This is a genomic window from Streptomyces sp. MJM8645 (genome assembly GCF_001625365.1).
In the GTDB taxonomy this organism is placed as follows: Bacteria; Actinomycetota; Actinomycetes; order Streptomycetales; family Streptomycetaceae; genus Kitasatospora.
Map to the genome: position 1 here is coordinate 6140930 of NZ_LJJF01000001.1, position 23968 is coordinate 6164897.

Below are 23968 nucleotides of genomic sequence, written 5' to 3' on the forward strand. Positions count from 1 at the left end.
GCGCGCCGTCGGACCCTGACCGGGCCGGCGGCGCACAGGCGTGTCAGCCGGCCTGCGGCGCGGGCTTGCGCTGCTGCTGAGGCCCGTGCCCGAGTTCCTGCCTGTGCTTGTGCTCGTGCCCGTGCTTGTGCCCGAGTTCGTGCTCGTGCTCGTGCCGGAGGGTGCCGCTGGCCAGCAGGTACTGGGCCAGGACGTACGTCGCCATGATCCAGAACTGATGTCCCGGCAGCTCCCGCCACTTCGCCAGCTGGGTGGCGATCAGCGTGTCGGACAGCAGGAACAGCGCCCCGCCCAGCCCGGTCCGCCAGCCCAGCCCGGCCGAGGTGACGGCCGTGGAGGCGAGCAGCAGGCTGTAGCCGGCCACCGGGATCCGCAGGTCCCCGAGGTCCGGCCAGAGCTGCCCGACCATGGCCACCCAGGCGGTTGCGTACGCGGCCGCCACCACCAGGGCCCGCCGACGGTCGGTCAGCGCCCCGCGCCGGACGAACATCGTCACGTAGCAGACGTGCGCCGCCGCGAACGAGCCCATCCCGGCCAGGAACGCGGTGTCGTTCTTCAGCTGGAGCAGCACGTCCCCGCCCGCGCTCAGCAGCAGCGCCGGGGCCAGCGGCTTCGGCGCTCGCCGCCCGGCGGAGGCGGCCGCGGCGACGCTGTGCGCGGCCAGCAGCGGCATCAGGGCCGGCTTGGTGGCGTTCTGCAGCACGGACGCGCCGGAGGCGATCGCGCCCAGGTGGGTCGCCGAGGCGGCCGCGAAGCCGCCGAGCAGGCCGGCGGCCGAGCGCAGGCGGCCGCCGAGGACGGCACGGGTGGTCGTACGGATGCTCATGCGGCTGCTGACCTCCGGGGTCGGGCGGTGGGGGAGTGGGACGAACCCTAGGCGACCCGTCGGTGCGGCGGAAGAGCGGGTTACCGGTGCGTAACCCGGGCGGTGCGTAACCCGGGCGGTGCGGGGCGGGTGACGGCGTGGCGCCGGGTGCGGGCCGGTGGGTGGCGTAGCGGAGGGCGGCCGGTCACTTCGGCGCGCGGCCGGTTGCTGCCACCGGGTGACCCGGCCACCGTCTAGTCTGGTCCCCGACATGGAGCAGCAGGAGTACGCGGTCGGCGCCACCCGGGTGGCCACCGGCAGGCCGGACGGGCGCACGGGCGGGACGGGGCGGAGGGCTACCGACGCCCTCCTCGCCGTACGCGAACCCGCAGCTGGGGCGGCGCCCGAAGCCGTGTCCGGCCCCCGTGCTGACGCCGCGCCGACCAGGCCCGCCCCCGAGCCGGGCGCCGCTTCCGCGCTCTCGTCCGACCCGGGCCTGCTCCGACTCGCCCACTGGTTCGCCGCCGCCACCCCCGGCACCGCCGACGACCTGTGCGCCGCCTCCTTCGGCCTCTACCCGGCCCGCCATCTCGGCGCCCCCGCCGAAGCGGCGCCCGACGCAGACGTCAGCTGGTGGCACGGCCCCACCGCGCACGCCACCGCCACCCCGCGCTCCCGGGAGCCCCGCCCCGTCGGCGGTCTGCGCCGTGCCCGGCGGGACGCCTCCGCGCTGCCCGTCGTCCGGTCAGGCGCCAAGCCGGGCAGGCCCGGAAGGCACCGCAAGCCCGAGCGCACCCGCCCGGTGCCGGGTGCGCAGGATCGCTCCGGCCAGGACCTTCCGATACCGGCCCCCGCCCCGGCCCTTCCCGCCGCGGACGTCTCGGCCCCGGCCCTGCCCGCCGTCGACCTGCCCGCCGCCGAGCGCCGGATCGCCGCCCGGCTGCTGCTCGCCCACCCGCTGGTCACCGCCTCCGGCCCGCACGCCGACGGCTTCCCGCTGATCCGCCGTCACCGCGACTGGCTCGTCGAACGCTTCGACGCCCTGCTCGGCTACCGGCTCGTCGTCGGCCCCTGGCACGCCCGGCTCTGCAAGGCCGGCCTCGGCCCCGGCGCCGCCCGCCGCCTCGAACACCCCGCGACCGGCGCCCCGTTCACCCCCGCCGGTTACGCCCAACTCGCCCTTGCCCTCGCCCTGTTGGTCGACGCCCCCGAGCAACTGCCGTACGGGCGGCTGCTCGACGCCATGCGCGCCGCGGCGCCGGGCCTCGCCGCCGGCCCGGCCGACCGCGCGATGGCCCTCGCCGCGCTCGCCGACTGGCAGGTCCTCGGCGACCTGCCGGCCGGCGGGGCCGACCCGGCAGACCCGGCCGCCCGGGCCGCCGTACTGACCGTCGACCGCGAACTCGCCCGCGCCGTCCCGGCCGGCCCGCCCGCCCTCGCCGACGACGCCGCCGACCTCATCCGCCGTGCCGCGGACGCCGAACCCGCCACCGCCGTGCGCCGCCTGCTCGCCGAGACCCCCGCCGTCCTCGACGCCGACCTCCCCGAGGACCGGCGCGCCTGGCTGCGCGAGCACCGGCTGAGCGGCCCGGCCGCGCTCGCCGACTTCCTCGGCCTGGAGGCCGAGCTGCGGACCGAGGGCGTCGCCCTGCTCGATCCGGCCGACGAGCTCACCGACCTCGTCTTCCCCGGCGCCGGCCCCCTGCCGCAGGCCGCCCTGCTGCTGCTCGAACGCCTGGTCGAGGAAGTCCGCCCGCTGCCCGGCGAGACCACCACCGGCGGCGACGTCCCGATCCCCGATGCGCTGATAGACGGCCTCCTCGGCGACATCGCCGACGAGTACGGCCTCCCGGCCCGCTGGCGCCGCGACTACCTCGCCGACCGCACCGCGCTGCGCCGCGACGCCCTCGACCTGCTCCACAACCTCGGCCTGATCACCCCCACCCCCCGCGGCAGCCGCCCCCCGGGCTGGCTCCTGCGCCCGCCCGCCGCCCGCTACGCCCCCGCCCCGGACCTCCACCCCGTCCCCGGCACCGGCCGCCACTCCCGCCCCGCGCCGGCCGGGGCCCGGGAGCAGCGGCGCGCCTGAGGCCGGTCCGCCGCCCCGTTGCGCCGTCGCGCTCCGCTGCCCCGCTGCGCCGTCGCCGGAAAGGCGGAAGCACCGCGTCCGGGGGCGGACGGCGGTGCTGAGGGGGTGGATCGGACGGCCTGTCGGTCTCTTTCTCGCCGGTCGCTTTCTCGCGGGTCACTTCCTCGCGGTGGCCGTGGTGGCGGCGATGGTGTCGTGCTGGACGGTCTCGACGGTGGCGCCGACGCCGAAGGTGCCGAGGGCGATGGAGGCGAGGACGGCGGTGGCGGCGAGGAGTCGGCGGTGGCGCCGGGGGAGCGGGAAGCGCGGTTCCTGGTAGGGCGCCTGAGGGCTGGCGTTCATGACAGGGAGGGTCCCAGGGTGGTGTGAACGGTCGGTACGCGCGGGTGAAGTCCGGGCGGGGGTTGGGCGTCGGTTGGCCGCGTACGCCCCACCTGCACGGGTGGGGCGTACGCGCTGGTCAGCGGCGTGGTGTGCGTTCGGCGAGGGCCTCGCCGACGGCGACCCGGACGGCGTCGCGCAGGCCGTGCACGGGGTGCAGGCGGGACGGGCCGGCGGCCGGGTCCTCGCGGAGCTCCTTCACCAGGGACACGCAGAGCAGCAGCATCACGACCACGAAGGGCAGCGCGACCAGGATCGTCGCGTTCTGCAGCGCGGTGAGCCCGCCGGCCAGCAGCAGGGCGGCGGCGACCCCGCCCATCAGCACGCCCCAGACGACCACGAGCCAGGTGCGCGGGTGCAGCGAGCCGCGGCTGGAGAGCGAGCCGAGGACGAGGGAGGCGGAGTCGGCGCTGGTGATGAAGAAGGTCATCACCAGCAGCACGGCGACGACGCTGGTGGCGGAGCCGAGCGGCAGCGCGCGCAGCATCTCGAACAGCGAGGCCTCCGCGCCCTTCGGGATGGTCGCGACCAGGTCGGCCGCGCCGGTGGAGGCCAGCCGGATCGCGGTGCCGCCCATCACGCAGAACCAGATCACGGTGGCCCCGCTGGGCACCAGCAGGACGCCGATCAGGAACTGCCGGATGGTGCGGCCGCGGGAGATGCGGGCGATGAAGGTGCCGACGAAGGGGGCCCAGGAGAGCCACCAGGCCCAGTAGAAGATCGTCCAGGAGCCGAGCCAGCTCTCGTCGGTGAAGGCCCCGGTCTGGGTGGACATGCCGAGCAGGTCGGAGAGGTAGCCGCCGACGGTGGAGGGGATCGCGTCCAGCGTGAACACCGTCGGGCCGAACACGAAGACGAAGAGCATGATCAGCGAGGCCAGGACGACGTTCGCGGTGGAGAGCCACTTGACGCCCTTGTGGACGCCGGAGAAGGCGGAGAGCACGAAGGCGGCGGTCAGCGAGCCGATGATGATCAGCTGGGCGTTCTGGGTGTTGCGCACGGAGGTGATGTAGCCGAGGCCGTCGGCGACCTGGAGCGCGCCGAGGCCCAGGCTGGTGGCGGAGCCGAAGACGGTGGCGAAGACGGCCAGCAGGTCGATCGCGCGCCCGGGCCAGCCGTCGGCGCCGCGCTGGCCGATGAGCGGGACGAAGGCGGCGGAGATGCGGTTGCCGCGGCCCTTGCGGAAGGTGGTGTAGGCGAGGGCGAGGCCGCCGACGGCGTAGATCGCCCACGGGTGCAGGGTCCAGTGGAACAGCGAGAACTCCAGGGCCTGCTGGGCGGCGGCCGCGCTCTGCGGTTCCAGGCCGGACCCGGGTTGCGGGGTGGCGAACAGTTGGAGCGGCTCGCCGACGCCGTAGAACATCAGGCCGATGCCCATGCCGGCGCTGAACATCATGGCGACCCAGGCAAGGGTGGAGAACTCGGGTTCGTCGTCGTCGCGGCCGAGCCGGATGCGACCGAAGCGGCTGAAGGCGAGCAGCACGGTGAGGACGAGGAAGACGTCGGCGGCCACCACGAACAGCCAGCCGAAGTTGTGCAGGACCCAGCCGAGCGCGCTGCTGGAGGTCCGGCCGAGCGAGTCCTCGGCGAACACGCCCCAGGCGACCACGGCCAGCACCAGGGCGGCGCTGATCCCGAACACCGCCCGGTCGGCGGGCAGGGTCGCGGCGGGTTCGTCGGGCTCCTCCGCGCGTTGGTCGGGTTGCGGCGGCTGGCTGCTCATCGGGTGGACTCTCCTACCTCGGGGGCGGACGTGGGCTTCGGCGACATCGGCGGATTAAAGCTGCATGTCGCACTATGTCCAGTTCGTGCCGCGAGGGGCGGGAGGGCGCGCCGGGGAGGCGGCGGGTGGGGACTTACGTCCCGTCAGGCCGGGTGCTCATGGGCCGGGGCGTGCGCGGCGAGCCGGAACCACGGGCGGAAGCCGTCCGGCGCCGGGGAGTTGGGCCGGCTGTCGCGTCGGACGGGTTCAGGGCCGGTGGGTGCCGGACGGGACCTCGTACGGCGCCGGGTACGGCGTCTCATACGGGTTCAGCACCAGCCGCACCACGTCCTCCAGCCGCCGCCGGGCGTCGCCGAGGGTGGTGCGGCCGGTCACCCAGGCGGTCAGCTCGCCCTGCCAGGCGTGGGCGACGATGTGCCGCACCAGGTCGCTGGCGGCGGCCGGCACCTCGGCCGTCACCGCCTGGAGGGCGGTGCTGTCGGCCCGGGCCATGCCCTGCAGGGTCTCGCTGGCGAACGGATCGGTGGAGGCGGCGACGGACACCCGCAGCCGGGCCAGCTCGGGCTGGCGCTGGTAGGCCCGCATCCCGCCGCGGACGAAGCGGACCGCCCGGTCGGTGGCCCCCAGCCCGGCGCGCGGACCGCGCAGTTCCGCCACCAGGTCGGCCAGCAGCAGGCGGTGCCACTCGGCGATCGCCGCCGCCAGGAGATGGTCCTTGGAGGAGAAGTAGCGGTACGCCGTCCCCAGGGCGACTCCGGACCGCTCGCAGACCTGTTTCATCTGCAGCCGTTCGACGCCGATCTCGTTCACCAGGGCGAGCGCGGCCGCGATCAGGCTTCCGCGGCGTTCGAGCTGACGCGGAGACATCGCCTCCACCGGCCGTGGTGACAGGTCAACCTTGGTCACCCGCACCATGATACGGGCCGGGGCCGCTCAGGAGTATGACGCCGACCGGCCCCCTTGCGTTCGCCGTGCGGTCACCGTCGCCGGGCCCGTCCCGCGCCGTCCCGCGCCGTCCCGTTCTGTCCCGGGTCGGCGCAGTCGGTGGATCAGCGCAGTCGGCGGATCAGCGACTCCTGCACGGCGGAGGCGACCAGCCGCCCGTCCCGGTCGTAGAACTCGCCGAGCGACAGCCCCCGGCCGTCCGAGGAGGACGGGCTGCGCTGGGCGAACAGCAGCCACTCGTCGGCCCGGAACGGGCGGTGGAACCACATCGCGTGGTCGAGCGAGGCGATCAGCAGCCGGGGCGGCTCGGTGCGCTGGAAGAAGTTCGGCTGCTCGTGCAGGCCGGCGGTGGAGGCCAGCGTGAGGTCGGACAGGTAGGTGAGCGCGCAGACGTGCAGGAGCGGGTCGCCCTCGGGCAGCGGGGAGGCGATGCGCAGCCAGACGAACTGCTGCGGCATCCCCGGCACGGACGCCGGCACGCCCGGCGCGTCCGGCGGGACGAAGCGCAGTTCGAGGTCGCGGAAGCCGCCGGTGCCGGTGATCGCCGCGCGCAGGGCCGGATCCCAGAGCGAGAAGGCGTCCGGCAGGGTCTCGGGCCCGGGCAGCGGCGGCATCGTGCGGTGGCGGTCGGTGGCGGTCTCGGGGCGCTTGAAGGAGGCGGAGAGGGTGAAGATCGCGTTCTGGTTCTGCACCGCCGTCACCCGGCGGGTGGTGTAGGAGACGCCCTCGCGGACCCGTTCGACCTCGTAGCGGATCGGCTGGGACGGGTCGCCGGGCAGCAGGAAATAGCCGTGCAGCGAGTGCACCGCGCGCGGGCCCTCGCAGGTGCGGCCGGCGGCGGTGAGCGCCTGCGCGGCGACCTGCCCGCCGAAGGCGCGCATCGGCGCCCCGGCGTGGCAGTGGCCCCGGAACGTGTTCTCGTCCAGTCGTTCCAGCTCCAGCAGTCCGGCGAACGAGCCGGCCGGGCGGTCGGCCCGGATTTCCTGTTCTGTCAGGTCGGTCACGGGCCCATAGTGGCAGAATCCCGCCGCGCCGCGGTGTGACCTGGGTAACGCCCCGGGGCTCCGGCGCTCGGTAGAACCTGTTCCAGTGCGGTCGCGGCCCGACGGATTGTCAGTGCCCTCACCTAGCGTGTTCGACATGACGCAATCCGCACACGCGTACGCCTATCTGCGCCCGTCCGCCGTCCTCGACGGCGCCGACGGCCGGCACCTCGACCTGGCCACCTCCGGCGGCGCCACCCCGCTCGGGGAGGCGGCCAACCCGCGCTTCTTCGCGGGCTTCCTGGCCGACCCGGCGCCGGCCGCCGCCGCGCTGCTCGCCGTCGCGGACGTCGCCGCCGCGCGGTACTACCAGCCGCAGCTGCGCTCCTCGCTCGACCCGGTGGTCACCGCCAACGGGGACCGGCTGCGCTTCGAGTCGTTCTCCGGCTGCTGCGGCGTCTACGCCCGGCTCGACGTGCTCCAGGCCGGCCTCGACGGCGACGAGATCGGCCACGGCACCACCAACGTGGACGTCAACAACCCGCTGCGGGAGGCCCTGACCAGGATCGGCCCGAGCGACCCGCTGCACCTCGCGGTCGGGCCGGACGCGCTGGAGGTCACCAGCTTCGACGGGCCGCTGGTCGAGAAGAAGGTGCCGCTGCCGCAGCGCTGGCTGCGCGGCTTCGCCGAGACCCAGGTCGTCGCCGCCGGCTTCGACCTGCGCGCCGAACTGCCCGCCGCCGAGGCGGTCCGCTTCCTGCGCTCGCTGCCGCGCGGCGGCCGCTCCAGCACCGCCTGGGTCGTCCCGGCCGGGCGGACGCTGCGGCCCACCACCCGGCCGGTGCCCGGCGCCGTCTGCCTGCCCGGGCCCGACCGGCTGGTGGCACTCCAGCGGGTGCTGCGGCACGCGCTCGCCCTGCGGGTGTACGGCCCGGTCGCCGCCACCGGCCCGGCCGCCTCGGCCTGGGAGGTGGTCCTGCCAGGCATGCGGCTCACCCTGACCCTCTCGCCCGACGCCTCCCGGGGCTTCTCCGGCGAGGGCGGAGTGCTCGGCGCGCTCGCCACCGGCACCGCCGAGCAGGACGCCGACCTCGTCGCGGTGCTGCTCGCCTGGGAGCCGCGGATCGAGGTCGCCGACCTCGCCGAGCAGTCCGGGCTCAGCCACGAGCGGGTCCGCGCCGCGCTCACCCGGCTCGGCACCGCCGGGCAGATCGGCTACGACACCGCCGAGGCCGCCTACTTCCACCGCCAGCTCCCGTACGACGCCGGGCGGGCCGAGGCCGCCAACCCGCGGCTGCGTGCCGCCCAGGCCCTGGTCGCGGCGGGCGCGGTGCGGCTGGAGCCGGGCGGCACGACGGCCGTCGTCACGGTGGACGACCACATCCAGCGGGTGCGTACGGACGAGGCGGGGCGCCTCGGCTGCACCTGCCTCTGGTGGGCCAAGTACCGTGGCGGGCGCGGTCCGTGCAAGCACGCGCTGGCGGTCGCGATGGTGCGGGAGGCGGCCCAACGGGCGGCCGGGGAACAGGTTCCGGCGGTTCCGGCGGTCCCGACGGTCTCGACGGTTCCGACGGCGGATAAGGGGGTCCAGGCATGAGCGCGGCGGCAGGGGGGTCGGAAGCGGTGCGGGGCGCGACGGCGGTGGCGCCGATACCGGAGGCGGTGCGGGGCGAGGCGGCGGTCGAGGACCTGCTCGCCGCCGTCCGGGGCGGACGGATGCCGCAGATACCGGCGCTGGTCGCCGCGCTGGACCAGGCACAGCGCCGGGACTGCCTGCTCGCGTTGAAGGCGCTGCGCAAGGAACTGCGCGACGAGTGGTCGAAGGAGGCGCTCGCCACCAGGGGCGCCCTGCTGCTGGCCGGCGCCGGCTGCCACGCCGGCCCGGCCGGGGCCGCCACCTGGCTCGGCGCCCGCGACTTCACCTCGCTCGGCTGGGCCCGCCACCCGGCGGTGGGCCAACTCGTCGCGGCGCAGCCGGTGGAGTGGCAGATCGAGGTGGCCACCCGGCTCGCCGCCCGGCCGGCGCCGAGCTGGGGCTGGGCGCTGTACCCGGTGATCGAGGCCGTGGTGCGCCGCACCGGCTGCGCGGTGCCGCAGAGCGAGCCCTTCGTCCGCGAGTGGATGGAACGCCAGCGCCGGGGCAGCGGCGCACGGCCCACCCTGGTCGAGCTGCTGCGGGCCGACGCGTTCACCGCGGTGCTGCTGCCCCGGGTGTTCGAACTCGCCGACATCGGTGGCGCGGTGTCCTTGCGGTTCAGCCCCCGCCCCGGGGACGCCTTTACGGAGGCGATCGCCGAACTCGCCGCCGCCGGCGACCTGGACCGGGCCGACCTGATCGACCGCTGCCTGGCCCGGCTGCTGCGCGGCGGCAAGCCGGCCGACCAGCGCTTCTTCCTCGACGTGCTGCGGGCCCTCGCCCCGACCCCGCAGGAGTACGCCGCCCGGGTACGGGACGTGCTGCCGCTGCTGGACGGGCTGTCGGTGGTCGCCGGGCACGCCCAGGAGGTGCTCGCCGGGCTGGACGAGGCCGGGCTGATCGAACCCGAGGTGCTGGTCGAGTCCTCCGCGGTGGTGCTGTTCCGGGCCGAGAAGAAGCTCGTCCGCGCCCAACTCGGCTGGCTGGAGCGGGCGGCCCGGCGCGAGCCCGGGCGGTCCGGGCCGGTGGTGCTCGCGGCCGCCGAGGCGTTCGGGCACCCGGACCAGGCCGTCCAGGAGCGGGCGCTGAACGTGGTGGCCCGCCACCTGCGCGCGGCCGGGGAGGCCGTCCTGCCCGAACTGCGGCTCGCCGCCGAGGTGCTGAACCCCGCCCACCACCGGCGCGCCGGCGAACTGTTCGGCGCGCCGGTCGGTGGCGACGGCGACGACGACCCGGACACCGGGTGGAACGAACTCCTCCCACCCGCCCCCCAGCCCCTCCCGCTCGGCCCGCCGATCGCCTCGGCGGCCGAACTCGCGCAGGAGCTGTCCGCCCTGCTCGCCGCCGACGAGCCGGAGCCGACGGTCTTCGAGCGCGTGCTGGACGGTCTGGTCCGCCAGGCCCACCAGGACCGGGCGGCGCTCGCCGAGGCACTGGAGCCGGTCCGGCGGGTCCACCCGTGGAGCGGCGTCGACCGCTGGCGCGACTGCTCGCCCCGGGACGTCCTCTACGTCGTGGCCGCGGTGGCGGGCGAGACGCCGCCGCACCGGTTCTGGGACTTCCTCGGCGGCAAGGGCCGGTCCCCGCTGCGTGGACAGAACAACACCGCGCAGGGCACCGCCCTCGCCGCCCGCCTGGAGGAGGCCGCCTGGCAGGTGACCGCGAACCGGCCGCCCTACCTGCTGGCCACCCCGACCGACACCACCGGCGCGATCGACCCCGGCACGCTGGTCGAACGCCTCGCCGGGTACCAGACGGCGGGCATCACCCCCGGCCGGGCCGACCTGTGCGCGGCCCTGCTGCGGGTCGGCCTCCGCGCCGACGCCGGGGTGCTGCGCGCCGCCGAGGCGCTCACCTCGCCGTCCGGGCGGTGGGCCGCCCAGTGGCTGCGCACCGGCGGCCTGCCCGACCAGCCGTCCGAGCGGGTGCTGTTCGCCCCCGGCCGGGGCTCGAAGCACGGTCACCAGTACGCGGACCGCTGGTGGGAGGACGTCCGGCGGGTGGCCGTCGCCCAACCCGGCATCGGAGCCGGCCCGAAGGGCCCGGACGGCGAGCGGCTCGCCCCCGAGTTCCGGGCGCTGCTGGACGGCACCGAGCCGAGCGTGGCCCGGGCCCGCAAGGTGGGCGACTGGACGTGGCGGCCCACGGCGCACTGGGCCGCGATGCTCCCCTGGCACCGGGAGGAACTGGCGGCCCGGTGGCTCGACCACTTCGCCGCCGGCGCCGACCGGGACGAGCGCGGCGCGGGCCGGCTGCTGCCCGCTCTCGCCGAGGCCGGCGGCCCGGCCGGGCTCGCCCTGCACCTGGCGCTGGCCTACGGCCTGGGCGCCCGGCACACCGAGGACCGGACGGCGGCCGTCGACGCCCTGCTGGTGCTCGCCGCCCGCGGCGAGCTGGACGGTGCGCAGCTCGGCCGCGAGCTCGGCGCGCTGGTCGACTGCGGCGCGGTGAAGCCCAACCGGCTCGCGGCGGCGCTCACCCTGGCCGCCGGGACGGGCGCCTACGGCACGGTCTGGTCGGTGCTCGGGCCCGCGCTGCCGGCCCTGCTGGGCGGCGAGGGCACGCCCGCCCGGGGCCTCGGCGACCTGCTCGCCCTCGCGGCGGACTGCGCCCGGCGCACCGGCGCCCGGGGGCCGGTGGCCGAGGTGACGGCGGCGGCGGAGCAGGGCGGGTCGAGCCGGCTGGTCAAGGAGGCCCGCGCACTGCGGGACGTCCTGGCGGGGTGACGCCGCGGTTGGTCCTGGGCCCAGGCGGTGGGCGGGACTTCCGTCCGCCGCCCCGTCCCGCAGGTGGCAGCGAACAGGTGGCTGCGGACAAGTGGGCGAACAGATAACAGCAAACAGATAACAGCAGACAGATAACAGATAACAGATTTCAGCGAACAGATTTTGAAATCTGTTCGCTGAAATCCGTCGCCCGCTCCCGGACCGGCACCGCGCTGCGGTCCCGGACCAGCGGCTCGATGCCGCGAGGCGTGGCCGCGACCGCGCGCCACCACAGCCGCAGCGCGGGCGGGTCGACCGGTTCGAAGGGCTTGCCGGGCCGGGGCACCGCCAGCCGGGCGCCCAGCGCCTGGGCAGCCGCGACCACCCGTTCGGCGGGCTCCTCCCAGGGGTGCGTCGCCAGGTTGAAGGTGCACCAGTGGATCGGCAGCAGCAGATCGCCGCCGAGGTCCAGGTGGGCCCGGACGCCCTCCTCGGGCGTCATGTGCACCTCGGGCCAGAAGTCGCTGTACGCGCCGACCTGCATCAGCGTCGCGTCGAACGGCCCGAGCCGGCGGCCGATCTCGGCGAAGCCCGGGAAGTAGCCGGTGTCCCCGCTGTGGAAGATCCGGTGCCCGCCGCCGGCCACCACCCAGGACGCCCAGAGGAACAGCGCGCTGGTGCGCGGGCCGCGGCTGCAGTAGTGCCGGGCCGGGGTGGCGGTGAGGGTGAGCCCGGCGATCTCGGCCGACTCCCACCAGTCGAGTTCGGCGATCCGCCGGGTCGGTACTCCCCAGCGCTCCAGGTGCGCGCCGACGCCGAGCGGGACGGCGAACACCGCGTCCGTCCCGATCAGCGCGCGGATGGTGGCCATGTCGAGGTGGTCGTAGTGGTCGTGGGAGATCACCACCACGTCCACCGGCCCGAGTTCGGACAGCGGCAGCGGCATCGGGTGCAGCCGTTTGGGCCCCGTCCAGGCGAACGGCGAGCAGCGCTCGCCCCACACAGGGTCGATCAGGACCCGCCGCCCGCCGATCTCGGCGAGCACGGTGGCGTGGCCGAGCCAGGTGAGTCGCAGTCCGGAGTCCGGCGGCAGGGCGAGGTCGACCGGGAGCAGCCGGTGCACGGGTACGGCGGCGGTCGGTGCCCGGCGGGTCTTGTCCCCGGTCAGTTGGGCGCGGGTGATCTCCAGCGGGCTGCGCTCGTAGACCAGGCGGCGGGTGGGCAGCGGGTTGCGGAAGGCGCCGTCGGCGAACTGCGGGGAGCGGTGGATCCGGGCCAGCCGTTCGCCCCGGGGTTCGGCACCGAAGGCCTCGGCCCGGACCAGGTGCCAGGCCGCGCGGGGCAGTCGGGCCAGGCCCGACCCGGTGCGGTTCGCGGTCGGGCCGAGGGCCGGGCTGGTGGTCGGGCTGTTGGTCGGCGGGGTGATGAACTGCGAGGACAGACCGGCGAGGCGGGAGAACCAGGGGGCGGGGCGGGGCAAGGCTCCTCCAAGGACGGTCACGGCTACCGGGCATGCCGGGGCGGGTATCCGGGCGACTGGTGGGGCCGCTGCGATACGACAACCATCTCGTCGGAGACTACTCGTCATGGGCCGTCCGGACCTGGTGAGCGGCCCCGCGCGGGCCAATCGGCGTACCCCGCCCCGGTCGCGCGCCCGGGGCCACCGCCCGGTGCCGCTCCGCGTGGAGCCGCCCGGTGCCGCTACGCGTAGAAGCGGGTGATCGTCTCCGCGACGCAGTGCGGCTTGGCGCTCTCCGCGCTGGTGATCGTGAACCGCACCACCGCCTGGACCCCGCCCGGCACCTCGGTGGCCGAGACCAGTTCGGCGGTGGCCCGGATCGCGGTGCCCACCGGCACCGGCGCCGGGAAGCGCACCTTCTCCGAGCCGTAGTTCAGCGCCATGCGCACGCCCTCGACGCCGTAGCACTCCTTCGCCAGCACCGGGATCATCGACTGGGTCAGGTAGCCGTGCGCGATGGTCGAGCCGAACTGGCTCTCCTTGGCCCGCTCCGGGTCCACGTGGATCCACTGGTGGTCGCCGGTCGCCTCGGCGAACAGGTCGATCTGCCGCTGCCCGATGGTGTGCCACTCGCTGGTGCCCAGTTCGGTGCCGACGGCGGCGGTCAGATCGGCGAGGGAGGCGAAGCTCGTCACGGTGCGCTCCTGGGGGAGGGGTCAGGACGCCGGAAGCGTATGCGTACCCGCCGGTATCTGTCAGCGGTGCGGAACCCGGGAACACAGGAACACAGGAACCCGGGAACACGGGAACCCGAGGGCGCGGCGGCCCTGTGGGTGTTTCAGGACCGCAGCGCCCCGCGCCCCAGCGCGTCCTGCCCGGTCGGGAACAGCCGCCGGCCGCTGACCAGTTCCGGCACCAGCGCGACGAACAGCGGCTCCGGGTCCCCCACCCACGGCCGCAGGCCGGACCGCAGCACCCGCCGCACCTGCTCGGGCTCGCGCACCACGTCCGCCCGGCCGTGGACCAGCACGCTCCAGCCGGTCCGGGTGACCGGGTCCAGCAGGTCCGCCTGGAAGGCCACCACCGTGCCGTCAAGCCCGCGCGCGGTGGCACTTCCCCGGCGCACGGCGAGCACCAACCGCCCGTCCAGGACCTCGAAGGAGACCGGTAGCACGGCCGGCAGCGCGTGCTCGGTGTACACCACGCGCCCGACGGGCACGGTGCTGAGCAGCCGCAGGCACTCGGCCTCGCTCAGGGTCTCCACACGGTCCTCACGCTCCATGCGTCCGATCGTCCTCCGGTCGGCGCGCGCGCCGATAGGGCCCATGGTCCCTGAGCGGACGGGCCGGGAGCCCCGTCGGCGGCCGCCCGGGGCGGTAGCCTGCCCGGCGGCGGTACGGTACGCGCCCCTGCGCACCACGGCAGCGGCGGGCGCGACGGGCGGCCCCGGGTGCGCCGGGGCCGGCATGGGAGGGGGCGTGCGGATGGCGGGCGGGGTCGACCTGGTGGTGATCGGGGCGAACGGCGGGCCCGATCGGGGCTTCGGGGGCTCGGCGCTGGCGCCGGACGGCGCCCGGCTGCTCGCGCGGGTGCTGCCCGGGATGTGCTTCGACGTCGGCGCGGCCGGCTGCCGGGTCACCGAGGTTGCGCCGGACGCGGACGCCAACGCGATGCTCACCGCCGTCCGGGAGGCCGCCCAGCACCCGGGCCGGTGGCTGGTGGTCTGCCTGGTCGGCCAGTTGGCGGTCGATCCGCGCGGGCGGCGGCTCGCCCTGGTGACCGGCGGCAGCACCGCCGACAACGCCTACCGGCGCGGCCTGGCCTGGGACTGGGTGGTCAGCGCGATGGTGCACGGTGGCCACGAGGAGGCCCTGCTGCTGGTCGACGCGGTGGCCGACCGGGACACCTGGGCGGCGTTGGAGCGCGGCGGCGGCGAGGACGGCGCGGGCGAACTGCTGGCCTACCCGCGTGTCCCGCTGTGGGGCCGGGTCGGCCGGTACACCCCGGGCAGACGCGGCCGGGACGCCGTACTGCCGGGTGGTGAGGGCTCGTTCAGCCATGCCCTGACCACCGTGCTGCGGCAGGGCGTCCCGGGCGCCCCGGCGGCCGTCGCCCCGCTGGATCTCCAGCCGTCCGTCGCCGCGCTGCTCGACGGGGGCGAAGCACCGGGTGGTTCGGGTGCGCCGGGCGCGCGCCTGCTCGTTCCGCCGCAGGGCGGGCGCCTGTTGATGCGCAATCGGGCCGCGGTTCGGGGCGCATTGGCCGGATTGTCGCTTTCCGAAGAACTGTTGGCCGTTCTGTGGCGGGAAAGTGCCCCGACGGAACCGCCTTCCGCGTAAGGTCAGGTGGCCTGAGGTGTTGCCGTGATGGGGTGGGTTGGCGAAGAATCGATCCCCAGCGGAAACACCTGCGGGACGACGGAATTCTTCCGGCGGCCACGGATCACGAATCGGTCGGTCGCGACGAGGTGGGGCGATGCGGCAGCGCGGAAATGTGTTGCGCCCTGGGGCGGTTGGGGTCGGTGGGGTGGTTCTGGTGTTGCTCCTCGGAGCCTGTGCGAGCGGCGGTGCCGGTGGCTCCGTCGATCGGCTCGGAACGGCTGCGCCCAGTGTCGCGGGAGTGGATCCGGTACCTCCTTCGGGTGGTTCGGTAAACACCTCGATCGCGCCGACGGACGGGCCGGAAGGTGCCATGGGGCGGCTGGCCCTGAAGACGTATCAGGACTGGTGGCAGGCCCAGACCGAGGCATTCGGGCGGTCGGATTCGGACGGATTCGCTCTGGAGACGTACTCTTCCGGGCGGGCCCTTACCGACACCCTGGTCAGTCTCCGCCAACTTCGCGACGCCAAACTGGTGATGACCGGAACGCCGCGCAATTCGGCGGTGGTCAAGGCCATTGACCTGAAAGCCGATCCGCAGACCGCCGTGATCGAGGACTGCGTCGACGTGTCGGGATGGCACCGCGTCGACGCCGTCACCCAGGTGGCAAAGGATCCGGGCGACCGACTGAACCGCTACGTCGCGACCGCGTCCCTGCGCTGGTTCCAAGCACGTTGGCTGATCTACGACTTCAAGCGGGAGGTGGACCGGGCATGCTGAACACGCGTAAACCGGCCCGGCGATTCGCGATCCTCGCGCCGTTGTCCGCCGGGTTGCTGTTGGCCTCGGCGGTGTCGGCGGCGGCGGACGAACCGCCGGGCGGAGGTGCCGAACAGTGTTACCCGGACGTGATCTGCTCCGGGGTCAACACCGGTGGCACGAAACCGAAACCCGGACCGTCACAGCCCGGCGGTGGCGGCGGCGGAAGTACGGGCGACGGGCCGCTGCTGTGCAGCTACCACGACCAGCAGTGGCCCTGCCACGACCCGGAGCGCGGCTGGTTCAACAGCGGCTTCGGGTGCTACTTCCGCCCGCTGGACAACCCGCCCCCCGAGGGCGCCCCGGAGTGGCAGGGCCACAAGCCGTCCGAGGGCGCGCTCTACTCGAAGGTCTGCCCGCAGACGGGCGGCGGCCAGGACGGCGCCGAGATCGTGTTCGAGGCCACCTCGCCGGCCGGGCCGCCGGCGCTGAACCTGGTGGACGTCGGCTTCGGCTTCGCCCACGAGATGCGCTTCCCGAAGCCGACGGCGGGCGTCGCGCCCAAGGGCACGGCGGTGGTGAAGGCGCCGGTCTGGCTCTGGCTGGACGGCGTGGCGGCGCCCGCGCCCAAGACGCTGTCCGTCCCGGGCGCCTCGGTCACCGTCACACCGGTGCTGAGGGGCGTGACCTGGGTCTTCGACAGCGGCGTCTCCGTGACCTGCGACAAGGCCGGGACGCCGTACGACCCCAAGTACGGCGCCGCCAAGTCACCTGACTGCGGCTACGAGTTCGCCGTGGGCTCGGGCACCAGGAAGAGCGGCGTCTTCGACGGCACGGTGACGGCGAACTGGGTGGGCGAGGTCGTGGTCACGGGGCCGAACGCGAAGACCTTCGACGTCAAGATGCCGCAGTCCTCGAACTTCACGCTCAAGGTCGCCGAGGTGCAGGTCCTCAACTGACCCGGCGGCGGCGGACGTCCGATGCCCCGCGGCCCGGCCGCGGGGCGCCGGCGGCCGGCCGCACGCGACCACGGCACTGAAGCCCGGGCACTGAAGCCCGGGCACCGGCGGCCCGAACGGTGACGACCCGAGCACCGAGAACCCAGTACCGACGATCCGGAACGAGCACGAGGGAAGGGCGGAACCCGGTGGAGAACCGTACGTTCGCGACGCCGGGATCCGGCACACCCGCAGGGGCCGCGGTGTCCGTGGCGGTCCCGGACCAGGGGCAGGGGCCGGGCGAGGCCCCGGGCAGCGGTGCGGGCAAGGGGCGCGCCGCCCCGCACGTCCCCGGCCGGACGCTGCGGGCCCGGCGGCGGCGCCCGGCGGTGCTGGCGATGGCCGTCGCGCTGATCGCCGCCGGCGGCCTGGGCGGCGCGGTGCTCTACAACAGCACCGGCCAGCGGGTCGCCGTGCTGGCGCTGGCCCGGGACATCCCGTGGGGGCAGGTGATCACCGACGACGACCTGGTGGTGGCCCGGATCGCCGGCGATCCGGCGCTGCGGCCGCTGTCCGCCACCGAACGGGACAAGGCGGTCGGCATGCGGGCCGCCACCGACCTCAAGCGCGGCGCGATGCTCACCAGGGGCGACGTCGCGCAGACCCTGGCGGTGCAGCCCGGCCAGATCGTGGTCGGCGTCTCGGCCAAGCACAGCCAACTGCCCGCCACCCGGCTCCAGCCGGGGCTGCAGATCGTCGTGGTCTACACCCCGGACAACACCAAGGCCGACTCGATGCCCGCGACGGTCATCACGGTCGGCCGGGTGGACACCGACGGCAGCCAGGTGATCGACGTGGCCGTCGGCGCGGCGGACGGCCCCCGGCTGGCGCAGTGGGTGGCCGGCGGCCGGATCCAGGTCCTGCTGGCCCCGCGCGCCGCCGCGGCGGGCGGCGCGACCGGGACCGCCGGTGCAGGCACCGGCGGCAGCGCCGCGCCGACGGCCCCGGCGACCGGAACCGCCTCCGGCGCTGCCACGGCCCCCGCGCCCCCGACCGGGGCGGGTGGCGCCTGATGGCGGTGATCGCGGTGGCCGGCGGCCCGGGCGCGCCCGGCGCGACCACGGCTGCCCTGGCCCTGCTGCTGGCCTGGCCGCTGGAACCCGGACGGCGGGTCCTGCTGGTGGAGGCCGACCCGGACGGCGGCGCGGTGCTCGCGGGCGCCCTGGAGGGCCGGGTCGACGCGGTGTACGGGCTGCGCAACCTGGCCGTCGCCGACCGGCGCGGACTGCTCGCCGCGACCATCTGGGAGCAGCTGATCGACCTCTCGCCCGAGGGCACCGCCGAGCGGCTGCTGCTGCCCGGGCTGACCGACCCCACCCAGGCCCCGGGTCTCGCCTACACCTGGGAGCCGCTCGTCGACCTGCTGCACGGCCTCGAACCGCAGGGCTACGACGTCATCGTGGACCTCGGCCGCTCCGGCGCCACCGGCGTGAGCGCCGTGCTGGCCCGCCGGGCGGACGTGGTCGCGGTGACCGTCCGCACCACGCTGCGCGGCCTGAGCTCGGCCCGGCCCCGGCTGTCCGCGCTCGCCGAGGACCTCGCCACGGCCGGCACCGGGGTGGACGCGCTCGGACTGCTGCTGGTCGCCGAGGGGCCGTACTCGGGACCGGAGGTGTCGCGCGAGTTCGGCCTGCCGGTGCTGGGGCTGCTGCCGCACGCCACCCGCACGGCCCGGGTGCTCTCCGACGGCGGTGACATCACCGACCGGCGGTTCATCCGCTCGGAGCTGATGCGGACGGCGCGTTCGGCGGCGGACGAGGTGCAGCTGCTGGTCCGCCGCCGTCGCCAGCGGCTCGCGCCGACCGCCGCGCCCGTCCCGGCCCAGCTCACCGCCGCGGCCCGGACCGGGACCCAGCCCCAGCCCCCGGCCGCGGTGCACGCCCAGCCCCCGGTGCCGACCCCGCAGGCGGCCTCGCCGACGGCGTACCGGCCGGTGGAGGGGGAGCAGCCCTCGTACTCCCCGCCGCAGCCGGTCGGGCCGGTGATCACCACCGGCCCGGTGGCGCCGCTGGCCGGGCTGGCCCCCCAGCCGGCCGCTCCGGCCCCGTTCCCGGGGCACGTCCAGCAGCCGCAGCAGTCTCAGCCGCAGTCGCCGTACGGGCCGCAGGGCGGCTACGTCGCGTACGACCAGCAGGGTGGGGCCCCGTACGACCAGCAGGGCGCGTACGTCCGCCCGGAGCCCGAGGACGACGGCCGCTACCCGCTCCAGCAGCCCGCCGTGACACCCGATCAGACACACCCGAACGGTCCGCAGCCGTACAACCCCGGGGAGGTGCTCCGTGCGCGGTAGCCCCCTGCACCAGCACCCCGCGGCCGACCCGGCCGCGCTGCCCTGGGCCACCCCGGCCCAGGCCCAGGCCCCGACACAGGCCCAGACGCAGACGCAGGCGGCCGCCCCGCCCCAGGCCTACCGGCCGGGCCCCGTCGCCCCGCAGCCCGCGCCGCCGCCGTACGTCCAGCCGGGCGGCGCGGCCACGCCCACCGCCGTGCCCTCCCAGCTGCCCTCGCTCGACCTGCGCGGCGCCGCCACCCGGCCGGCCGTCGACCCGCAGGTGGCCCGCGAGCTGAAGCGCCAGGTCGCGGCCGAACTGCACCAGCAGATCACCCGGTTGACCGCCACCTCGGGCGCCGAACCGGACCGCGCCACCCGCCGCCAGCGCGGCCGCGCGCTGATCGAGGAGGCGGTCGCCCGCTGGTCCGACGCCTACGCGCAGACCCACGGCATCCCGCCCACCCGGGAGCAGGACCGCGCGCTCGCCGAGGCCGTCTTCGACCTGCTGTTCCGGGCCGGGCGGCTCCAGCCCTACTTGGACGACCCGGAGATCGAGAACATCCTGATCAACGGCTGCGACGACGTCTGGGTCTCCCGGGTGCACCAACCCCTGCGCCAGGTGCCGCCGGTGGCCGAGAGCGACGCCGAACTCGTGGAACTGCTCCAGGACCTGGCCCGCCAGCACGGCGGCGGCGAGCGCAGCCTGTCCACCGCCAGCCCGACCCTCGCGCTGCGCCTGGAGGGCGGCATGCGCCTCCAGGCGCTCACCGAGGTGACGCCCCGCCCGTACGTGGCGATCCGGCGCCACCGGGTGGCCTCGGCGACGCTGCCCGAGATGGTCGAACTCGGCACCCTGGACAGCACCTTGGCCGCGTTCCTGGCCGCCGCGATCCGGGCCCGGAAGAACGTGATGATCACCGGCACCCAGGGCGTCGGCAAGACCAGCCTGCTGCGCGCGATGGCCGCCGAGATCCCACCGGACGAGCGGATCGGCACCCTGGAGTCGGAGTTCGAGCTGTGGCTGCACACCCTCGGCCACCTGCGCCAGGTCGTCCCGATGGAGGCCCGCGAGGGCAACGGCGAACGCGTCGAGGGCCGCCTGGCAGGCGAGTTGACGATCGGCGACCTCATCCCGGCGGCGCTGCGGATGACGCTGTCCCGGATCATCGTCGGCGAGGTCCGATCCGGCGAGGTCGTCCCGATGCTGCGGGTCATGACCAACGGCGAGGGCGGCTCGATGTGCACCCTGCACGCCCGCGGCCCGCACATGGTCGTCGACCGCATCGCCGAACTCTGCCTGGAGTACGGCTCGCACATGACCGACTCGCTCGCCTACCGGCTCACCGCCAACGCCCTGGACCTCATCGTGCATGTCGCCATGGTCGACGAGACCGCCGTCGGCGGCCGCCGGCACCGCTTCGTCTCCCACGTCCTGGAGGTCGCCGGCCTCGGCGAGAGCGGCCGGCCCGCGCTGAACACCGTGTTCGGCCCCCGGGTGGACCTCGGCGAGCCGCGGGCCGTCCCGCACACCCCGCCGCAGTGCCTGGACGACCTGCGCCGGGCCGGCTTCGACGCCGCCCTGCTCGGCTCCCGCTACGGCGGCTGGGCCGCCCCGCTGCAGCTGCGGATCGGCGGTGGCGCGCGATGATGCTGCTGTTCGCCCTGTGCGGGCTGGCCGTCGCGGGCGGCCTGGTCGCCCTGGTGGCCTGGGCCCGCGGCAGCGACCCGGCGGACGAGGACGAGACCCCGGAGCGGAACAGCCCGCTGGCCGGCCGCGCCCACGTCTTCTGGTACGGCGCCCCCGGCGCCGCCTCGGCCCGGGTCGCCCGGCTGCGCCGGATCCAGCTGCCGCTCGCGCTCGCCGGCGCCCCGCTCGCCTGGCTGTTCACCGGCATCCCGCTGGCCGCCCTGCTGGTGCCGCTGGCCGTGTTCGGCCTGCCCTGGTTGTTCGACACCACCCGCCCGGACAACCGCCGGATCGAACGCCTGGAGGCGCTGTCCGAGTGGACCCAGCGCATCGCCGACGTGCTGCTGCTCGGCGTCGGCCTCAACCAGGCCATCGTCACCAGCCGCCGCACCGCCCCCGCCGCCCTGGAGGAGGAGATCGGCGAACTGGCCGCCCGGCTCCAGGCCCGCTGGCGGCCCGAGGAGGCGCTCCAGGCCTTCGCCGACAGCGTCGCCGACGCCACCGCCGACAAGGTGCTCGCCGCGCTCGTGCTGCGCTCCGGTGACAGCGGCCCCGGCCTGGCCCGGGCACTGGCCGACATGGCCGACTCGGTGCGCGAGGAGGTCCGCCAGCGCCGCGCCATCGAGGCCGACCGGGCCAAGCACCGCACCACCATCCGCTGGCTGGTCGGCATCATCGTGCTGGTCGTCACGGTCGGCTCCTTCAACACCGAGTACACCCGGCCGTACGGCACGTTGCTCGGCCAGATCGTGCTCGCCGTCGTCGCCGCCCTGTTCGTCGCGATCATCGCCTGGATGCGCGCCCTCGCCTCGCACCCGCCGGTGCCCCGGCTGCTGGCGCCCGACCGGCGCGGCAAGGCCGGGCGCCGCGCCCCGGCGCGCGAGGACGAGGCGCTCCAGCAGCTCGGGGAGGTCCGGTGATCTCCCCCTGGTCCGTGCTGGCCGGGGCCGTCGCCGCCGGCGGCGTCGCCCTGCTGATCGCCGAACTGCGGCCCGCGCCGCCCGACCTGCGCCAGGCCCTGGACCGGCTGCACCGCACCCCCGCCGAACGGGCCGCGGACCCGGACGAGCGGCCGCGCTGGTACGACCGGATCGGCGAGCGCTCGATCGGCCTGCGCGGAGTGTCCCTGCCGCACCGCGAACTCGCCCTGATCGGCCGCGCCCCGGCCCGGTTCATGGTGCACAAGCTGCTGTTCGCCGCGATCGGCCTGCTGCTGCCCGCCTACCTGGGCGCGATGGCCGTGCTGATGGACATCGGCCTGCCCTTCGCCCTGCCGCTGCTGGCCGGGCCACTGCTGGCCGGCCTGCTCTGGTTCGTCCCCGACGGCATCGTGCGCGGCGAGGCCAAGGAGGCGCGCAGCGAGTACCTGCACGGCATCGCCGCCTACCTCGAACTCGTCGCCCTGGAACGGGCTGCCGACTGCGGGCCCGCCGAGGCGCTGCGCCGCGCCGCCGCGGTCGGGCGCGGCACCGTGTTCCGGCGCATCCGCGACGCCCTCGACCGCGCCGCCACCGACCGGCTCCCGCCCTGGGCCGGACTCGACGCGCTGGCCGAGGAGTTGGGGCTCAGCCCGCTGCAGGACGTGGCGGACATCATGCGGCTGTCCGGCACCGACGGCGCCGCCGTGTACGACACCCTGCGGGCGCGCGCCAAGGGCCTGCGCGGCGAGCTGCTCGCCGAGGACCTCGCCCGCGCCAACGCCGACAGCGAGCGGATGGTCGCACCCGGAGCCGCCCTCACCCTGCTGATGACCGTCCTGATCGTCTTCCCCGCACTCCACCAGATGCTCAACTGACCCTCCTCACAGGGCATCTGGCACCACACCGCACTCCACCCCCGGGAGACCCGAATGACCGTCCGACTCGTCCACCTGGCAGGCCGGCTGATCCGGCCCGTCCTGCTGCCCGTGCAGTTCGCCCTGCTGCTGTTCACCCTGCGGCTCGGCCGGCTGCGGGCCGCCCGCGCGCGCGGCGACCGCGGCGCGATCAGCATCGAACTCGCGCTCGCCATCATCGCGTTGGTCTTCGTCGCGGGCGCCGTCGCGACCGCGTTGTACCTGCTGAAGGACAAGGTCGTGCAGAAGGTGCAGCAGGACCCGAACATGCCGGGTGCGGGCGCGGGAGGCGCCACCAAGTGACGTACCGACCTCGCCGCCGCGGCGACCGGGGGTCGATGAGCGTGAGCCTCGCCATCGTCTTCCCGGTCGTCCTGGTGCTCCTGATGCTCGTCGTCCAGGCCGCGCTGCTGTGGTACGACCGCCAGCTCGCGCTCACCGCCGCCCGCGAGGGCGTGGACGCCGGCCGGATCCAGGGCAACGCGACGGACGAGGTGAAGAACGAGGCGGCGCGCCGACAGGCCAGGGACTTCCTCGACCGGCAGGGCGTGCACTCGTACACGGTGACGACCGACGGCAGCACGCCCGAAGTGGTCCGGGTCACGGTGGCGGTGCGCCCGCCGCTGCTGATACCCGGGCTGTCGGCGCCCGCCCTCACGCAGTTCGCCGAGGCGCCGCGCGAGCACTTCGTCCCGCCGGTGGCGGTGGCGCCGTGAGACAGCGGACCCGGGCCGACTGGTGGCCGGCGCCGCGCGCCGAGCGTGGTTCCGAGCGCCGTTGCGCGCCCCGGGCCGAGCGCCGTTCCGCACGCCGGCCCCGGTGGTGGCCGGTCCGGCGGAGCGACGGCGGCGCCGTCGCCATCGAGGCGGCGATCGTCGTGCCCCCGGTGGTCGGGCTGGTCCTGGTGGCCATCGCCGCCGGGCGGGTGCAGACCACGGCCGGTACGGTCGAGGCCGCCGCCCGGGCCGGCGCCCGCACCGCCTCGCTGCAGCGCAGCGTCGACGGGATGACGCAGCCGGGCCGGGACTCGGCCCTCGCGACGCTGCGCCAGCAGGGCGTCTCCTGCCGCAACGGGGACGTCCAGGTCGTGCCCGGCCGACTGGACCTGCCCGGCGGCGCCGTCACGACCGTCAAGGTCACCGTGGTGTGCGACGTCGAACTGGCGGACCTGCTCGGCGGACCGTCCGGCGTACCCGTGACGAAGCACCTCGTCGGCGAGTTCACCTCCGTGGTGGACCGCTACCGGGGCACATGACGGCCCGGGGCGGCACCCGGCGGGACACGGGCCACGACGGGGGATTGGGGACGGCCCGCGCGGGGGAGACGCAAGCGGAGAGCGCACGGGGGATGACGCGACGGGACCGGCCGGCGCC

22 protein-coding genes are annotated in these 23968 nt (G+C 75.5%); 14 read left to right on the plus strand and 8 right to left on the minus strand.

The window, feature by feature from the left end; translation table 11 throughout:
• Positions 1–43: 43 nt before the first annotated feature.
• Positions 44–826, minus strand: coding sequence for a lysoplasmalogenase (locus A6F73_RS26180; protein WP_063350030.1), 783 nt, complete (start codon positions 824–826; stop codon positions 44–46).
• Positions 827–1076: 250 nt separating this feature from the next.
• Here A6F73_RS26180 and A6F73_RS26185 point away from each other — a divergent pair, with 250 nt between their 5' ends.
• Positions 1077–2894 (plus strand): DUF2398 family protein, encoded by a 1818-nt coding sequence (locus A6F73_RS26185; protein ID WP_063350031.1) that lies wholly within the window; start codon positions 1077–1079, stop codon positions 2892–2894.
• A gap of 156 nt (positions 2895–3050) precedes the next feature.
• On the opposite strand, the gene A6F73_RS26190 is transcribed toward A6F73_RS26185, so the two are convergent.
• The 4 genes from A6F73_RS26190 to A6F73_RS26205 form a co-directional block, all read right to left on the minus strand.
• Positions 3051–3236: a hypothetical protein gene (locus A6F73_RS26190; RefSeq protein WP_063350032.1), complete on the minus strand. Its 186-nt coding sequence runs from the start codon at positions 3234–3236 to the stop codon at positions 3051–3053.
• Positions 3237–3354: 118 nt separating this feature from the next.
• Positions 3355–4998 (minus strand): BCCT family transporter, encoded by a 1644-nt coding sequence (locus A6F73_RS26195; RefSeq protein ID WP_063350033.1) that lies wholly within the window; start codon positions 4996–4998, stop codon positions 3355–3357.
• A 246-nt stretch (positions 4999–5244) separates the two neighbouring features.
• Positions 5245–5904, minus strand: coding sequence for a TetR/AcrR family transcriptional regulator (locus A6F73_RS26200; protein WP_063351543.1), 660 nt, complete (start codon positions 5902–5904; stop codon positions 5245–5247).
• A gap of 143 nt (positions 5905–6047) precedes the next feature.
• Complete coding sequence (locus tag A6F73_RS26205) at positions 6048–6947, minus strand: acyl-CoA thioesterase II (RefSeq protein WP_244293500.1); 900 nt, start codon at positions 6945–6947, stop codon at positions 6048–6050.
• Positions 6948–7083: 136 nt separating this feature from the next.
• Between A6F73_RS26205 and A6F73_RS26210 the strand changes: the two genes are divergently transcribed.
• Together A6F73_RS26210 and A6F73_RS26215 are read left to right on the plus strand one after the other, a co-directional pair.
• Entirely contained in the window at positions 7084–8523 is a 1440-nt protein-coding gene (locus tag A6F73_RS26210; RefSeq protein ID WP_063350034.1) for an SWIM zinc finger family protein, read from the plus strand.
• Positions 8520–11288 carry a DUF6493 family protein gene (locus tag A6F73_RS26215; RefSeq protein WP_159398546.1) on the plus strand — a complete coding sequence of 923 codons (2769 nt, stop codon included), beginning with the start codon at positions 8520–8522 and terminating at the stop codon, positions 11286–11288. The genes A6F73_RS26210 and A6F73_RS26215 overlap by 4 nt, the downstream gene beginning before the upstream one ends.
• A gap of 148 nt (positions 11289–11436) precedes the next feature.
• Here A6F73_RS26215 and A6F73_RS26220 read toward each other — a convergent pair whose 3' ends face one another.
• From A6F73_RS26220 to A6F73_RS26230, 3 genes are all read right to left on the minus strand, one after another.
• The gene (locus A6F73_RS26220) at positions 11437–12621 is read right to left on the minus strand and encodes an MBL fold metallo-hydrolase (protein WP_244293710.1); all 1185 of its coding nucleotides are present in this window, start codon (positions 12619–12621) and stop codon (positions 11437–11439) included.
• Positions 12622–12968: 347 nt separating this feature from the next.
• A complete protein-coding gene (locus A6F73_RS26225) occupies positions 12969–13421 on the minus strand; it encodes a MaoC family dehydratase (RefSeq protein ID WP_063350035.1) in 453 nt (150 codons plus the stop codon).
• Between the two features lie 143 nt (positions 13422–13564).
• Complete coding sequence (locus A6F73_RS26230) at positions 13565–14008, minus strand: pyridoxamine 5'-phosphate oxidase family protein (RefSeq protein WP_063350036.1); 444 nt, start codon at positions 14006–14008, stop codon at positions 13565–13567.
• Between the two features lie 202 nt (positions 14009–14210).
• Between A6F73_RS26230 and A6F73_RS26235 the strand changes: the two genes are divergently transcribed.
• The 11 genes from A6F73_RS26235 to A6F73_RS41670 all read left to right on the plus strand — a co-directional run bounded on the left by A6F73_RS26235 (position 14211) and on the right by A6F73_RS41670 (position 23850).
• Positions 14211–15065 (plus strand): hypothetical protein, encoded by an 855-nt coding sequence (locus A6F73_RS26235; RefSeq protein WP_063350037.1) that lies wholly within the window; start codon positions 14211–14213, stop codon positions 15063–15065.
• A gap of 280 nt (positions 15066–15345) precedes the next feature.
• Positions 15346–15825: a hypothetical protein gene (locus A6F73_RS26240; RefSeq protein WP_159398547.1), complete on the plus strand. Its 480-nt coding sequence runs from the start codon at positions 15346–15348 to the stop codon at positions 15823–15825.
• On the plus strand, positions 15819–16763 hold the full coding sequence (locus A6F73_RS26245; protein WP_063350039.1) for a hypothetical protein: 945 nt from the start codon (positions 15819–15821) through the stop codon (positions 16761–16763). Before A6F73_RS26240 ends, A6F73_RS26245 begins: the two co-directional genes overlap by 7 nt.
• 242 nt (positions 16764–17005) lie before the next feature.
• A complete protein-coding gene (locus A6F73_RS26250) occupies positions 17006–17815 on the plus strand; it encodes an SAF domain-containing protein (protein ID WP_063350040.1) in 810 nt (269 codons plus the stop codon).
• A complete protein-coding gene (locus tag A6F73_RS42580) occupies positions 17815–19092 on the plus strand; it encodes a hypothetical protein (RefSeq protein WP_063350041.1) in 1278 nt (425 codons plus the stop codon). The genes A6F73_RS26250 and A6F73_RS42580 overlap by 1 nt, the downstream gene beginning before the upstream one ends.
• A complete protein-coding gene (locus A6F73_RS26260) occupies positions 19082–20722 on the plus strand; it encodes a CpaF/VirB11 family protein (protein ID WP_063350042.1) in 1641 nt (546 codons plus the stop codon). Before A6F73_RS42580 ends, A6F73_RS26260 begins: the two co-directional genes overlap by 11 nt.
• Positions 20719–21681 (plus strand): type II secretion system F family protein, encoded by a 963-nt coding sequence (locus A6F73_RS26265; RefSeq protein WP_063350043.1) that lies wholly within the window; start codon positions 20719–20721, stop codon positions 21679–21681. The genes A6F73_RS26260 and A6F73_RS26265 overlap by 4 nt, the downstream gene beginning before the upstream one ends.
• A complete protein-coding gene (locus A6F73_RS26270; RefSeq protein ID WP_063350044.1) occupies positions 21678–22556 on the plus strand; it encodes a hypothetical protein in 879 nt (292 codons plus the stop codon). Before A6F73_RS26265 ends, A6F73_RS26270 begins: the two co-directional genes overlap by 4 nt.
• Positions 22557–22610: 54 nt before the next feature.
• Positions 22611–22898 (plus strand): hypothetical protein, encoded by a 288-nt coding sequence (locus tag A6F73_RS26275; protein ID WP_063350045.1) that lies wholly within the window; start codon positions 22611–22613, stop codon positions 22896–22898.
• Positions 22895–23311: a TadE/TadG family type IV pilus assembly protein gene (locus A6F73_RS41665; RefSeq protein WP_159398548.1), complete on the plus strand. Its 417-nt coding sequence runs from the start codon at positions 22895–22897 to the stop codon at positions 23309–23311. The genes A6F73_RS26275 and A6F73_RS41665 overlap by 4 nt, the downstream gene beginning before the upstream one ends.
• Entirely contained in the window at positions 23308–23850 is a 543-nt protein-coding gene (locus tag A6F73_RS41670; RefSeq protein WP_079136025.1) for a TadE/TadG family type IV pilus assembly protein, read from the plus strand. The genes A6F73_RS41665 and A6F73_RS41670 overlap by 4 nt, the downstream gene beginning before the upstream one ends.
• The last annotated feature ends 118 nt before the right edge of the window (positions 23851–23968 follow it).